This is a genomic window from Pseudomonas sp. Pseusp21, assembly GCF_059492145.1.
In genome coordinates, this window is record NZ_CP168520.1 from 4,537,663 (window position 1) to 4,551,675 (window position 14,013).

Below are 14,013 nucleotides of genomic sequence, written 5' to 3' on the forward strand. Positions count from 1 at the left end.
CATGCATTCGATTACACGTTTGATGCTGGCGCCGCTGGCGGCGTCCATCCTGTTGGCGGCGGGTTGTGTGAACTACGCCGGGATCGATCATCAGGGCAAATTGCTGGCGGTCGGCGATGCGCCGTCCGACAGCCTGAAAGACAAACTGCCGCCGGCCCAATGGCCGCGTGCGGACTGGTGGACATCGCTGGGCGACCCACGTCTGGGTGCGCTGATCGAAGAGGCTTACGCCAGCAACCCGGACTTGCAGGAAGTCGCTGCCCGGGTGGCCAAGGCCAACGCATTTCTCGACCTGCGCGACGCCGAACGCTATCCCGAAATGGACGCGTCGGCGGGTGTCACGCGCGGTCGGCTGTCGCGCTTCGAGGACTACAGTGGCGAGGGGCACAAGTACTTCACCGCACGCAATCTGGCGGTCAATTTCGGCTACACCTTCGACCTCTGGGGCGGCCAGCGTGCCGCCTGGGAATCGGCGCTCAACAGCGCACGAGCGGCGGAAGTCGATCTGCAATCGTCGCGGCTGATTCTCGCGGTCAACGTGGTCAAGGCTTACAACCAGTTGGCGTATGCGTGGCAGGTCTCGGAGCTCAATCAACGGGATCTCGAACGCCTGAGCAAACTGGTGGAGCTGACGGATTCACGTTACGGCTCGGGCCTCGACAACCTGTCGCAACTCAAGCAGGTGCAGAGCCTCAAGGCGCGTTCGGAATCGACGTTGATCGGCGCCAACGAAGACATCGAAATCGCCCGTCTTCAACTGTCGGCGCTGATCGGCAAGGGCGTTGACCGTGCGCACACGCTTGATCGGCCATCGAATCTGCAAGCCAGTGTGGTGGCCTTGCCGGCGCAGTTGCCAGCCCAGTTGTTGGGCCGTCGTCCGGACATCGTCGCCGCACGCTGGCGCGTGGAGGCCGAGACTAAAAACGTCGAGGCGGTGAAGACCACGTTCTACCCGAACATCAATCTGGTGGCAGCGGCCGGGTCCCATGCATTGACCGGTGATGCGCTGTTCGCCGGGGTCAGCAAGTTCTGGAATGTGGCGCCGACGGTGTCGCTGCCGATCTTCGATGCCGGGCGCCTGCGCTCGGATCTCAAGGCCGGCAATGCCGAACTCGACAGCTCCATCGCGCAGTACAACCGGGTGCTGAATTCGGCCCTGCACGAGGTGGCGATTTCGGTGACGCAGTTGCGTTCGTTCGAGCAGCAGATCGTCGTGCAGCGCGATGCCTGTGCGATTGCCCAGTCGTCTTACGATCTGTCGCAGTCGCGCTACAAGGCCGGGGAGGACACGTTCCTCGATGCGCTTAACATCGAGCAACAATTGATTCAGGACGAAATGCGCCTGGCCTTCCTCAACAGCAAGCACATCGACAGCTCGGTTTCGTTGATGGCAGCGCTGGGCGGCGGGTTCCAGGCGCCTGCGCTGGAGACCGCGCAGAGCAGCAATTTGTAGTTGTTTTGCGGGACGCCGCCTCCGGGGCGGCTGTCGCGGGGAAAAAACATCTTGTGTATAGTCTTACTGTTCTCGTATAGACGAATACAAGACGGATTTTTCCCGCCTATATCATCAAGGGTACCTACCTATGAACGTCCCGAATCATCCCAATCAGGATCAGATCCTTCTGGAAAATGTGCTGTCCGCATTGGGAAGCCCGCTGCGTCTGACCGTGTTGAAAGTATTGGCCGATGGCCAGGAACATCCGTGCGGCCGGATCCTCAAGGGTGCATCGAAGTCGACCATGACCCACCACTGGCGGGTTCTGCGCGACAGCGGTCTGATTTGGCAGCGCCCTTACGGTCGGGAAAACCTGCTGTCCCTGCGTCGTGAAGACATGGACGTGCGTTTCCCGGGATTGCTCGACTCGCTGCTGTCGGCGGTCAAGACCGATGAACAGACCATCAGCGTCATCAGCAAACACGAAGTGACCGAAGAAAACGGAGCCGAGTGACAGACACCGCCGGTGAAGGGTTGGCCTTCCACGGCAACCAACAATTCACCATCACCAGGAAGGTGTGAGCGGGTATGGATACAAGTCATTACTGGTCATCGCGACCGCTGTCGGAATTGACCGGCTCCGAGCATCACTGGCTGTTTTTGCCCGGGGCACTGACCCCACGTCTGAAAGCCATGGGCGATTATTCAATCGAAGTCGTCGAGCAGTCCCATGGCCCGGTCAATCCTGAAGAAGCGCAAGCGCTGAACGTGCCGCCAAACACCATTGGCTGGGTGCGTGAGGTGGTGATGAAACTCGATGGCGAGGCATGTGTCACCGCGCGCAGCCTGACCAGCGTGTCGGCGCTGAATGGCGACTGGGCGGAGCTGAACGGCTACGGCCGTCGACCGCTGGCCGAGATTCTCTACACCTCGGAGCAGACCCTGCGCGAACCCTTCCAATGTGCCTTGCTGCCGCCCGGTGCGCCGTTGGCCGCGCTGTCCTATCGCTTCGCGCCACAGGCCAAACGTCTGCTGGCACGGCGTTCGCGCTTCACCCGCAATGGCTCGGCGCTGCTGGTCAGCGAGTGCTTTCTGCCAGCGTTCTGGGCCCGGGTCGAGTACGCTCAGGCGCTCAAGTCGGCCTGAAAAAATGAAACCTGCGGGAGTGAACTTCCGCAGGTTTTTTTTCGCCGGTTTTTCAGAGCCGGATCACCGCTTCGATCTGCTTGATGGCCGGTGTCAGTGCCTGCGCCAGTTCCTCGGCCTTCGAGGTCGGGCGCATGGTTCGCGACGAGCGCAGAAACAACGGATCGTCGAACCGCTTGCGCAGCCGTGCCAGCGATCCGCTGATGGCGGGTTGTTTGACGCGTAGGCGCTCGGCCGTGCGGGACACGCTGCGTTCGCGGAACAGCACCAGGAAAATGATGATCAGGTTCAGGTCGATATCCGCGAAGTTGTCTTCATTGAATAGCATGGTTACATCCCTGTCATGACCCGCCGGCCGGCGTCAGCCGAGGCCGGCGGGTGTCTGGATCACTGCTCGGGTGCCAGGCGCAGTTCGTCGTTCAGACGGTAGTAACTGCGGTTGAAATAGACCAGGCCTTCCGTGGCCTCGCTGTGTTGCTGCAGTTCGAGAATTTCACAGTAGAAGATGCTGTGGGTGCCGACCTCGTCGACCTTGCTGACCCGGCAATCGAGGCTGACCAGCGCCTCCTCGATCACCGGCGAACCGGTCTTGAGGGTCTGGCAGTTCACGCTGGAAAAACGCTCCTGCATGCTCAACTGCCGATTGGCGAATGCGCCGGACGTCGACTGGTGGTCGCCAGTCAGCACGTTCACGCACAGCACGCCATTGGTCTTGAAATGCTCGTGATTGGACGACGAGCGATTGACGCACACCAGCAGCGTCGGCGGTGAATCCGTCACGCTGCACACCGCCGAGGCGGTAAAGCCGAAACGCCCCGCAGGGCCATCGGTCGTGACGATGGTGACGGCACTCCCCAGCATCGCCATTGCATTACGAAACTCCGTTGAATCAACCATCGCGTCACCTCATTCCATGTAGGTTTAATGGAGCCGATCCGTTCTTCCTTGTCCGTTGTCGTTGTGCGAAAACGGGTATCGGGCAACACGTTCGCTCTGGCGATATAGTACGTATGTATACGTACCTTGCAAGCTATTCCTTGTGCTTAATTTGCCGAAGAAAAAAACATGTTTACGGGAGTACCAAGGCTTGCAACAAGGCTGTGGCATAGGGCGGCAACGCGGCGATGTCGCGGGCACACAGCAACAGTTTGCGCCTGGCCCAGCCTTCATTCATCGGCAAGGTCTTGAAGGCTTGCGGCGCAGCGCGCTGAACCGCCGCCAGCGGCACGATGCCCAGACCGGCACCTCGGGCCACCATGCGCATCACGCCGTCGAAACCATCAGCACGGATGCGGATCTGCATCCGCGAGCCGCTGTGCAGCGCCTGCTCTTCCAGGTAAATCGCCAAAGCGCTGTCGGCCTGCAGCCCGACAAAGTCATGGCGCAGAGCGTCGCTGAAACTGACTTCAGTTGCGTCAGACAGTGAATGTTCCAAAGGCAGAATCAGCACCAGCGGATCATCGCGAAAGGCTCGGGTCTGCAAGTCGGTGGTGTCGATCGCGTCGGACACAATGCCCAGATCTGCCGCGCCCTGACGCAAGGCGTGGGTGATGCGGGCGCTGGGCAGTTCCTGCAGATCGATGTCGAGGTTTGGGTGCTCGCGCAGGAAATCCGCCAGCACCTCCGGCAGGTATTCGCTGAGTGCCGTGGTGTTGCACAGCAGACGCACCTGGCCTTTGACGCCGCGCGCGTACTCGGCCAGATCCTGTTGCAGGCGTTCGGCCTGTTGCAGCAACACCCGCGCATGTTGCGCCAGGGCTTTGCCGGCCGGCGTCGGCGTGACACCACGGCGCCCGCGCTCAAGAAGCTCGGTGCCCAGCGACGCTTCCATCGCCCGGATCCGCGCACTGGCCGCCGCCAGCGAAAGATGACTGCGTGCAGCACCGGCGGTGATGTTGCCGCTGTCGAGGATGTGCAGGTACAGGCGCAGGTCGGTGAGGTCGAAGTGCATGACGCGTGGCTCTTGCTGAGAGAGAGGCTGCCTCAGTGTATGACAGATTTTCAGTTCACCCGCGCAGGCGCAAAGTATGGCCATGAACGCACTCGCAGATTTCTATCAAAACCTCGGTCTGACCCTGTCATTGCTGGTGATCGCGACTTTCGTCGTCGCTGGCATGATCAAGGGCGTGATCGGTCTTGGCCTGCCTACCGTCGCCATGGGGCTGCTCGGTCTGGCTATGGCTCCGTCGCAGGCTGCGGCATTGCTGATCATTCCGGCGACCCTCACCAACGTCTGGCAACTGGCGTTCGGCGGGCATTTGCAGGGGCTGGTGAAACGCTTGTGGCCGATGCTGCTGGCGATCTTCCTCGGCACGGCCATTGGCACCTTGTGGATCGGTATGGCCGGCGGGCATTGGGTGGTGCGCGGACTTGGCGCGGCGCTGTTGCTCTATGCGTTGAGTGGATTGTTTCTGCCGACGCTGAGTGTCAGTCGACGCCATGAACCGTGGCTCGGCCCGCTGTGTGGCGTAATCACCGGCGTCATCACTTCGGCCACGGGTGTGTTCGTGATTCCCGCCGTCCCGTACATGCAGGCCCTTGGCTTGAGCCGCGATGAACTGGTCCAGGCGCTGGGCCTGTCCTTCACCGTATCGACCCTGGCATTGGCCGGCGGATTGCTCTGGCGCGGGTCGCTCGGCGGCGCAGAATTGAGCGCCTCGTTGCTGGCGCTGATCCCCGCTGTCCTCGGCATGCTGCTCGGCCAATGGCTGCGTCAGCGCATCAGTGCTGTGCTGTTCAAGCGGGTGTTTTTTATCGGTCTGGGTGCGCTCGGCGCCCATCTGCTGATCAGCGGTTAGCGGACGAATCGCTGAGCATTTCAATCGGGCGGATATCGAAATCCCGCTCCAGGTATTCCATGCGCTGGGCCAGGAACTGCTGCATGTGCGGCAGGTTCGAGTGCACGTCCAGATGCGCCTGGCTTTCCCAGATCTCGTAGAAGATGAACAGGCTCGGGTCTTCCTTGTCGCGCAGCATGTGGTACTCGATGCAGCCGGGTTCGGCGCGGCTCGGTTCGACGTAGGCGCGGAAAAACGCTTCGAAGGCTTCGGCTTTTTCCGGGCGGGTCTTGGCGTGCAGGATGAAACCCTGGCGTTCGCTCATCGCAAAAAACTCCTCAGATTCAGATGGCGGCCAATCCTACGGCAACAATCGGCAATCGATTCGTGCGTTTTACTCAAATGATTTTTGCGCCGTCGGTGCTTATTCCGCGCGAGGCGGATCGCTAATCTGCCCGCCATTCCATTTTTCCACTTCTCCATCCAGCGCTCTGCGCTGCGCATCGGAATCCGATCGAGGCTCTCCCATGAAAAAAGTGCTGTTGCTCAATGGCGGTAAAAAATTCGCCCACTCCGACGGTCGCTACAACACCACCCTGCACGAAGCGGCGTTGAGCGTGCTGGATCGCGGCGGTCTCGACGTCAAGACCACCTTCATCGACGAGGGTTACGACGTCGCCGAAGAAGTGGCCAAATTCCTCTGGGCCGACGTGATCATTTATCAGATGCCGGGTTGGTGGATGGGCGCACCGTGGACCGTGAAAAAGTACATCGACGAAGTCTTCACCGAAGGCCACGGCAGCCTCTACGCCAGCGACGGTCGCACCCGTTCGGATTCTTCGCAGAAGTACGGCAGCGGCGGTCTGATCCACGGCAAGCAATACATGCTGTCGCTGACCTGGAACGCACCGCAGCAGGCGTTCGATGACCCGACCGACTTCTTCGAAGCCAAAGGCGTGGACGCGGTGTACTTCCCGTTCCACAAAGCCAACCAGTTCCTCGGCATGACCGGCCTGCCGACCTTCCTCTGCGTGGACGTGATGAAACGCCCGAACATCGAAGCGGATGTGGCGCGTTACGAGCAGCATCTGAGCGAGGTGTTTGGCCTCAAGGCCTGACGCTCGGCTACTATCGAAGGCCTGAGCTTGCGCAGCAGGCCTTTCGATTCGAGGACACCCGTGAAAGCCAGATCCGATGAGTTGCAGATTTTCGTCTGCGTGATCGAATGCGGTTCGATCTCCGCCGCCGCCGAGCAGGTCGGACAGACGCCGTCGGCCGTCAGCCGCACGCTGTCGCGGCTGGAAGCCAAGCTCGACACCACGCTGATCAACCGCACCACTCGGCGCATGGACCTGACCGAGGAGGGCAAGTACTTCTTCGAACAGGCCAAGCTGATCCTCGACCAGATGGACCAGCTCGAAGAGCGCCTGTCTTCGCGCCAGCAGACGCCATCAGGACGACTGCGGATCAACGCCGCGTCGCCGTTCATGCTCCACGCCGTCGTGCCGTACATCGACGAATTCCGCCGGCTGTACCCGGACATCCAGCTCGAACTCAACAGCAATGACCTGATCATTGACCTGCTGGAGCAAAGCACCGACGTCGCCATCCGCATCGGCACCCTCGCTGATTCGACGTTGCATGCCCGCTCACTGGGTTGCAGTCCGCTGCTGATCGTCGCCAGTCCCGCGTATCTGGAAAGACACGGCGCGCCGCTCCAAGTGGCCGACCTGAGCGAACACACGTTGCTCGGCTTCACCCAGAACGAAGGCCTCAACCAGTGGCCGCTGCGTTACGTGCACGGCGACCGCTGGCCGATCACCCCGGCGATCAGCGCCTCCAGCGGCGAGACGGTTCGCCATCTCGCGCTGCAAGGCCAGGGCATCGCCTGCCTCTCGCATTTCATGACCATCGACGATATTCGCGCCGGACGCCTCAAGGTGTTGCTGGCGGAATTCAACAGCGGTTATCGCCAGCCGATCAACGCGGTGTACTACCGCAACTCGCAGCTGGCGCTGCGCATCCAGTGCTTCCTGGACTTCATCCAGAGCAAACTGGCGGCTTACGCCAGCGCTGATTTCAAGGGCTGATTCGTGATCCCTGCGCAACAGTGATTTGGTTGTGGGCGGGTTTTTCCACAGGACTCGCCGGTCGATACTCGCTCCATCACTTACTCACGCAGGGAGTTTCTCCATGAACGTATTCGTCACCGGCGCTGCCGGTTTTATCGGCGGCTCCATCGCCACCGGTCTGGTCCAGGCCGGCCACACCGTCACCGGTCTGGTGCGCAGCGCTGAACAGGCCAATGAGTTGAAAGCACTGGGCATCACCCCGGTGATCGGCACCCTCGACGACAACGCGTTACTGGCCGAACAGGCCCGCGCCGCCGATGCCGTGATCAACGCCGCCAGCAGCGACCATCGCGGCGCCGTCGAAGCCTTGCTCGATGCCCTGCGCGGCTCGAACAAAGTGTTCCTGCACACCAGCGGTTCGAGCATCGTCGGCGATGCGTCCGGCGGCAAATCCAGCGACGTCATCTACTTCGAAGACAACCTGCCGGAGCCGACCGTCGACAAGGCCGCACGCGTGGCCATCGACAATCTGATCCTCGCCGCAGCGCAGGACGGCGTGAACTCGGCCGTCATCTGCAACACCCTGATTTACGGCCACAGCCTGGGCGTCAATCGCGACAGCGTGCAGCTGCCGCGCCTGCTGAAACAGGCGCGCAAAAGCGGCGTGGTGCGTCACGTCGGCACCGGCCAGAACATCTGGTCCAACGTGCACATCGAAGACGTGGTGGCGCTGTACCTGCTGGCCTTGACCAAAAACATCCCGGGCACCTTTTACTTCGTCGAAAGCGGCGAGGCGTCGTTCATCGACATGACCACCGCCATGGCCGGAGCCCTGAATCTGGGCCAGCCACAAGACTGGCCACTGAAAGATGCCGAAGCCGAGTGGGGCTACGAAATGGCCAACTACGGCCTCGGCTCCAACAGCCGCGTACGCGGCAAACACGCCCGCGAGCTGCTGGGCTGGACGCCGAAGCGCACGTCGGTGGTTGAATGGATTCGTAACGAAATGGTGTGAGTCCACGCTGAAAAGGTGACGTTCCCGAGACCGGTGGAAGCAAGCTTGCTTGTTTTCACCGGTTTTTTTGTGCCCGAGGATTATGAAAATCCCACCCCGCGATTTTCATTATTCGCGACAAGACATATCCAAAAACGACAACCCTTATCCCTCCACGAAAATTACTTTCACTTGGTTTGAAAACTCGATCTCGAAATGATTTATGAGTTTCACAACCCATTCGAACGTGACCCTTTCGAGGAGTACCGCATGACACCGTCCTTCGGCTATTGGCTGCTGGTGTACGCCGCCGTTGCCATCATCGCCCTGATCGTTCTGATCGCCCGTTACCGGCTCAATCCGTTCATTGTCATCACCCTGATTTCCATCGGCCTGGCGCTGGTGGCGGGGATGCCGCCGTCCGGGGTGGTGGGGGCGTACGAGGCCGGGGTGGGCAAGACGCTGGGGCACATTGCGCTGGTGGTGGCGCTGGGGACGATGCTCGGCAAGATGATGGCCGAGTCCGGCGGGGCCGAGCAGATGGCGCGCACGTTGATCGAGCGCTTTGGCGAGAAGAACGCTCACTGGGCGATGGTGTGCATTGCGTTTCTGGTGGGGCTGCCGCTGTTTTTCGAAGTCGGTTTCGTGTTGCTGGTGCCGATTGCATTTACGGTGGCGCGGCGGGTTGGCGTGTCGATTCTGATGGTCGGTTTGCCGATGGTCGCCGGGCTGTCGGTGGTGCATGCGCTGGTGCCGCCGCACCCGGCGGCGATGCTGGCGGTGCAGGCGTATCAGGCGTCGGTCGGGCAGACCTTGCTGTACGCGATTGCCATCGGCATTCCGACGGCGATCATTGCCGGCCCCCTGTACGCCAGATTCATCGTGCCGCGCATTCAGTTGCCGGCGGATAACCCGCTGGAAAAACAATTCCTCGAACGCGAACCCCGCGACAGCCTGCCGGGTTTTGGTATCACCATGGCGACGATTCTGTTGCCGGTGGTGCTGATGCTGATCGGCGGCTGGGCCAACCTGATTTCCACGCCCGGCAGCGGCTTCAATCAATTCCTGTTGTTCATCGGCAACTCGGTGATCGCGCTGTTGCTGGCGACGCTGTTGAGCTTCTGGACGCTCGGCATTGCCCAGGGTTTCAACCGCGAATCAATCCTCAAATTCACCAACGAATGCCTGGCACCGACCGCCAGCATCACCTTGCTGGTGGGCGCTGGTGGCGGTCTGAACCGGATTCTGGTGGACGCCGGCGTCACCGATCAGATCGTCGGCCTGGCCCACGAATTTCACCTGTCGCCGCTGATCATGGGCTGGTTGTTCGCCGCGTTGATGCGCATCGCCACCGGTTCAGCGACCGTGGCGATGACCACGGCTTCCGGCGTAGTCGCGCCAGTGGCCATCGGTCTGGGTTATCCCCACCCGGAACTGCTGGTGCTGGCGACCGGCGCGGGCTCGGTTATCTTTTCCCACGTCAACGACGGCGGCTTCTGGTTGATCAAGGAATACTTCAACATGACCGTGGCCCAGACGTTCAAGACCTGGACGGTGCTGGAAACCCTGATCTCGATTGTCGCTTTCGCCCTGACCGTCGGTCTTTCTTACCTGCTGTAGTCGGAGTTATCCGCCATGGACATCCTTTATCAGATCCGCGCCCGTCAGGATTCCTTCAGCGCCGGTGAAGGACGCATCGCCCGTCTGATGCTCGACGACGTAGGATTTGCCGCCTCCGCCAGCCTCGAAGAGCTGGCCCAGCGGGCCGAAGTCAGCACCGCCACGCTGTCGCGCTTCGCCCGCACCGTCGGTTGCCGCGACCTGCGCGATCTGCGCCTGCAACTGGCCCAGGCCAGCGGCGTCGGCAGCCGTTTCCTCGACCCGGCGGGCACGCCCGAGCAGTCGGCGTTTTACGGGCAGATCGTCGGCGATATCGAAACCACCCTGCGTCAGCATCTGGCGGCGTTCGATGAATCGCGCTTCGCCGATGCGGTGAAACTGCTGGGCCAGGCTCGGATGATCCACGCCTTCGGCATCGGCGGTTGCTCGACGCTGTGCAGCGATGAGTTGCAAGTGCGACTGGTGCGCCTCGGCTACCCGATTGCGGTGTGCCACGACGCGGTGATGATGCGCGTCACCGCCGCCAGCCTCAGCGCCGAGCAGGTGGTGATCGTCTGTTCGCTGACCGGCATCACCCCGGAATTGCTGGAGACCGTGGCGCTGGCGCGCAACTACGGCGCACGGATTCTCGCCATCACCCGCGCCGACTCGCCGCTGGCGGAACTGGCCGACATCGTCCTGCCGCTGCAAGGCGCCGAAACCTCGTTCATCTATAAACCGACGGCGGCGCGCTACGGCATGCTGCTCGCCATCGACGTGCTGGCCACCGAGCTTGCGCTGGCCAATCCTGAAGACAATCAAGAACGTCTGCGGCGGATCAAACTCGCCCTCGACGAATACCGTGGCGGCGACGATCACCTGCCGCTGGGAGACTGACATGCTGTACGACACCCTGATTCGCAACGCCCTGGTCATCGACGGCAGCAACAGCCCCGGTTACGCAGCCGACGTGGCGATCCTCGATGGCCGCATCGCGCGCATCGGCGACTTGGGCGATGCCCGCGCCACCGATGAAATCGACGCCGCTGGCCGTGTGCTGGCGCCGGGTTTCATCGACGTGCACACCCACGACGACACCGTGGTGATCCGCCAGCCGCAGATGCTGCCCAAGCTCAGCCAGGGCGTGACCACGGTGATTGTCGGCAACTGCGGGATCAGTGCGGCGCCGGTCAGCTTGCGCGGCGATCCGCCGGATCCGATGAACCTGCTCGGCTCGGCGGCAGCGTTCGTCTATCCACGTTTCAGCGACTACCGCGCAGCGGTGGAAGCGGCCAATCCCACGTTGAACGTGGCGGCGCTGGTCGGGCATACGGCGCTGCGCAGCAATCATCTGGATGATCTGTTTCGCACCGCGACCGACGATGAAATCAGCGCCATGCGCGAGCAGTTGCGTGAAAGTCTGGAGGCGGGCGCCCTTGGGTTATCCACAGGGCTGGCGTATGCGAGTGCGTTCTCGGCATCCACCGATGAAGTCATGCAATTGACCGAAGAATTGAATGCGTTCGGCGCGGTGTACACCACCCACCTGCGCAGTGAATTCGAACCGGTGCTGGAGGCGATGGACGAGGCCTTCCGCATCGGCCGCCACGCTCAGTCACCGATGATCATTTCCCACCTCAAATGTGCCGGCGCCGGTAACTGGGGCCGCAGTCCGCAGTTGCTCGCCTCGCTGGAGGAGGCGGCGAAAACTCACCCGGTCGGCTGCGATTGCTACCCGTATGCGGCGAGTTCTTCGACCCTGGACCTGAAGCAGGTCACCGACGCCCACCGCATCACCATCACCTGGTCGACGCCGCATCCGGAAATGGGCGGTCGCGACCTGATGGACATCGCTGCCGAATGGAACCTGTCGTTGCTCGACGCCGCCAAACGCCTGCAACCGGCGGGCGCGGTGTATTACGGCATGGACGAGAACGACGTGCGCCGGATCCTCGCTCATCCGCTGTCGATGGTCGGCTCCGATGGTCTGCCGGAAGACCCGTTCCCGCACCCGCGTTTGTGGGGTGCTTTCCCAAGGGTGCTCGGACATTTCAGTCGTGATGTCGGCCTGTTTCCGCTGCACACCGCCGTGCACAAGATGACCGGTCTGTCGGCCGCGCGATTCGGCCTGAAGGAAAGGGGCGAGATTCGTGAAGGACACTGGGCAGATCTGGTGTTGTTCGACCCGGCGACCGTGCGTGACGTGGCGGATTTCAACGACCCGCAACGTGCCGCGCAAGGCATCGACGGGGTGTGGATCAATGGTGTGTTGAGTTATCGCGACGGCCGGGCCAACGGGCAAACAGCAGGGCGGTTCCTGGCGCGCCAGGGCGATCTGCGCGACGGCTTTCGTTGAATTTTGCTGACTGCGTCACGGTGATGGCACATTGCAATTAAAGAAAGCCATCACCAAGCCGAATTGCTGACATCCACCCCGGCTACACTCTGGGGCCAATCAGTCAGGGAGCAACCCATGAGCTTCGGCAAAACCACCCCGATCCTGCGGATTTTCGATGAAGCCAAAGCCGTGGAGTTCTACGTCGACTTCCTCGGCTTCAAGATCGACTGGCAGCACCGTTTCGAACCCGGTTTCCCGTTGTACCTGCAAGTCTCGCGCGGCGAGTGCGTGCTGCATTTGTCCGAACACCACGGCGATGCAACACCGGGTTCGGCCCTGCGGATCGAGACCGATGAGCTGGAGGCGTTTCAGCAGCAGTTGCTGGCCAAGGAATACAAGTTTTCGCATCCACAGATTCAGGCCATGCCCTGGGGCAGCCAGGACATGACCATCGCCGATCCGTTCGGCAATCGTCTGGTGTTCACCAACGCGATCAGCATCTAGCCGTCGTTCGACACCCGGTGAATCTGCCGAAACTCACCGGGCGGCATCCCGCGTCGGCTCTTGAAGGCGCGGTGAAAGGAGCGTGATTCGCTGAAGCCCAGATACTGGGCGATGTCCTGAATCGGCAGGGTGCTGTTGAGCAGGTAATGCTCGGCCAGTTCCTGGCGCAGTTCATCGAGAATCTGCTGATACGAGGTGCCGGCCTGATGCAACTGACGTTGCAGCGTGCGTACCGACACGGTGAGATGTTCGGCCACTTGTTCCTTGCGCGGCAGGCCTTCCTTGAGCAACTGGCGCAGGATGCTTTTGACCCGCTGCTCCAGCGACGCATCCTCCAGGGTCGCCATCAAACTCTGCGCGTGCTCTTCCAGGGTGCGCAGCAAATGTGCATCGGCCTGGCGCAACGGCAACTGCAAATACGGCAACGGCACGATCAGCGCTGAATACGCCTGATCGAACAGTACCGGGCATTCAAAAAACTGTTCGTACTGCGCCAGCGTCGTGCCCGCCGGGAGTGAGTGTTCCAGCCACACTGCGGCGGGCGACAGTCGGGTATCGGCGATCCAGCGTGCGTATTGCAGCCAGGAGCCAAGCACGTTTTCCACCAGATGCCGGCGAATCCGCGGGCGCTCAAAGCGACAGCTCCAGATCAGGTGTACGTGGCTGTCGTGTACCTCGGCGCGGCTGACACCCATGTCGCCCACCAGTTTTTCGAACGGCATGATGCGGCTCATGGCATCGCCCAATGTCGCGCAATTCATGGTGATGTAACCCAGCACGCTCCACGAGTTGGGCAGGACGAAATTCGCCGCGTTGAGGCCGAACAGCGGATCGCCCGAGTGTTCGCAAAAGTAATCGAGCAACCGCTCATGGGTTTCACCCGGCAGGCGCAGGCTGTTGTCGCTCAACTGCTGCGCCTGCAACCCCGCCGCCGCCAATGCAGGCTCGATGGCCATGCCCAGATGTTCGGCATGGCGCAGGTACTTGAGCAGTGGTGGGACGGAGGTGAAGCCGAGCGATTGCATGACCGAATCCTCTTGATCGAGGCCGCCGTGGGCGGATGAGCGCTCTGAAAGGTAATTTGAATCCGCGAATAAAGTAAATGGCTGACGCTTGCGCGACGTTGGGGGGTGAGGTGATCAGCCCTT

At 61.4% G+C, this 14,013-nt stretch carries 16 protein-coding genes; 11 read left to right on the top strand and 5 right to left on the bottom strand.

Annotated features, from left to right (window positions below):
- The first annotated feature begins 1 nt into the window (after position 1).
- The 3 genes from ACEN93_RS20530 to ACEN93_RS20540 all read left to right on the top strand — a co-directional run bounded on the left by ACEN93_RS20530 (position 2) and on the right by ACEN93_RS20540 (position 2,581).
- Positions 2–1,453, top strand: coding sequence for an efflux transporter outer membrane subunit (locus ACEN93_RS20530; protein ID WP_414882940.1), 1,452 nt, complete (start codon positions 2–4; stop codon positions 1,451–1,453).
- Between the two features lie 130 nt (positions 1,454–1,583).
- Positions 1,584–1,949, top strand: coding sequence for an ArsR/SmtB family transcription factor (locus ACEN93_RS20535; protein ID WP_074691998.1), 366 nt, complete (start codon positions 1,584–1,586; stop codon positions 1,947–1,949).
- A 74-nt stretch (positions 1,950–2,023) separates the two neighbouring features.
- On the top strand, positions 2,024–2,581 hold the full coding sequence (locus tag ACEN93_RS20540; RefSeq protein ID WP_074691995.1) for a chorismate--pyruvate lyase family protein: 558 nt from the start codon (positions 2,024–2,026) through the stop codon (positions 2,579–2,581).
- A 52-nt stretch (positions 2,582–2,633) separates the two neighbouring features.
- On the opposite strand, the gene ACEN93_RS20545 is transcribed toward ACEN93_RS20540, so the two are convergent.
- The 3 genes from ACEN93_RS20545 to ACEN93_RS20555 form a co-directional block, all read right to left on the bottom strand.
- Positions 2,634–2,909 (bottom strand): helix-turn-helix domain-containing protein, encoded by a 276-nt coding sequence (locus ACEN93_RS20545; RefSeq protein ID WP_074691992.1) that lies wholly within the window; start codon positions 2,907–2,909, stop codon positions 2,634–2,636.
- Between the two features lie 59 nt (positions 2,910–2,968).
- Positions 2,969–3,478, bottom strand: a complete 510-nt coding sequence (locus ACEN93_RS20550; protein ID WP_007953834.1) for a flavin reductase — start codon at positions 3,476–3,478, stop codon at positions 2,969–2,971.
- Between the two features lie 172 nt (positions 3,479–3,650).
- Entirely contained in the window at positions 3,651–4,532 is an 882-nt protein-coding gene (locus tag ACEN93_RS20555; RefSeq protein WP_285412129.1) for a LysR family transcriptional regulator, read from the bottom strand.
- An 82-nt stretch (positions 4,533–4,614) separates the two neighbouring features.
- On the opposite strand from ACEN93_RS20555, the gene ACEN93_RS20560 reads away from it, so the two are divergent.
- On the top strand, positions 4,615–5,379 hold the full coding sequence (locus ACEN93_RS20560; RefSeq protein ID WP_495610449.1) for a sulfite exporter TauE/SafE family protein: 765 nt from the start codon (positions 4,615–4,617) through the stop codon (positions 5,377–5,379).
- On the opposite strand, the gene ACEN93_RS20565 is transcribed toward ACEN93_RS20560, so the two are convergent.
- Positions 5,369–5,683, bottom strand: coding sequence for a putative quinol monooxygenase (locus ACEN93_RS20565; RefSeq protein ID WP_007953825.1), 315 nt, complete (start codon positions 5,681–5,683; stop codon positions 5,369–5,371). The genes ACEN93_RS20560 and ACEN93_RS20565 overlap by 11 nt on opposite strands.
- A 202-nt stretch (positions 5,684–5,885) precedes the next feature.
- Here ACEN93_RS20565 and mdaB point away from each other — a divergent pair, with 202 nt between their 5' ends.
- The 7 genes from mdaB (at position 5,886) to ACEN93_RS20600 (ending at position 12,865) form a co-directional block, all read left to right on the top strand.
- Entirely contained in the window at positions 5,886–6,476 is a 591-nt protein-coding gene (mdaB, locus tag ACEN93_RS20570) for an NADPH:quinone oxidoreductase MdaB (RefSeq protein ID WP_039772912.1), read from the top strand.
- A 60-nt stretch (positions 6,477–6,536) separates the two neighbouring features.
- Complete coding sequence (locus tag ACEN93_RS20575) at positions 6,537–7,448, top strand: LysR substrate-binding domain-containing protein (RefSeq protein WP_414882935.1); 912 nt, start codon at positions 6,537–6,539, stop codon at positions 7,446–7,448.
- Between the two features lie 103 nt (positions 7,449–7,551).
- A complete protein-coding gene (locus ACEN93_RS20580; protein WP_495610450.1) occupies positions 7,552–8,445 on the top strand; it encodes an NAD-dependent epimerase/dehydratase family protein in 894 nt (297 codons plus the stop codon).
- Between the two features lie 249 nt (positions 8,446–8,694).
- Entirely contained in the window at positions 8,695–10,044 is a 1,350-nt protein-coding gene (locus tag ACEN93_RS20585; RefSeq protein ID WP_064384140.1) for a GntP family permease, read from the top strand.
- Between the two features lie 15 nt (positions 10,045–10,059).
- Positions 10,060–10,920, top strand: a complete 861-nt coding sequence (locus tag ACEN93_RS20590; RefSeq protein WP_007953817.1) for a MurR/RpiR family transcriptional regulator — start codon at positions 10,060–10,062, stop codon at positions 10,918–10,920.
- 1 nt (position 10,921) lies between these two features.
- Positions 10,922–12,379, top strand: coding sequence for a D-aminoacylase (locus ACEN93_RS20595; RefSeq protein WP_495610451.1), 1,458 nt, complete (start codon positions 10,922–10,924; stop codon positions 12,377–12,379).
- 117 nt (positions 12,380–12,496) lie between these two features.
- Positions 12,497–12,865 (top strand): glyoxalase superfamily protein, encoded by a 369-nt coding sequence (locus ACEN93_RS20600; protein ID WP_039769049.1) that lies wholly within the window; start codon positions 12,497–12,499, stop codon positions 12,863–12,865.
- On the opposite strand, the gene gliR is transcribed toward ACEN93_RS20600, so the two are convergent.
- On the bottom strand, positions 12,862–13,890 hold the full coding sequence (gene gliR, locus ACEN93_RS20605) for an AraC family transcriptional regulator GliR (protein WP_074691975.1): 1,029 nt from the start codon (positions 13,888–13,890) through the stop codon (positions 12,862–12,864). The genes ACEN93_RS20600 and gliR overlap by 4 nt on opposite strands.
- Positions 13,891–14,013 lie beyond the last annotated feature (123 nt).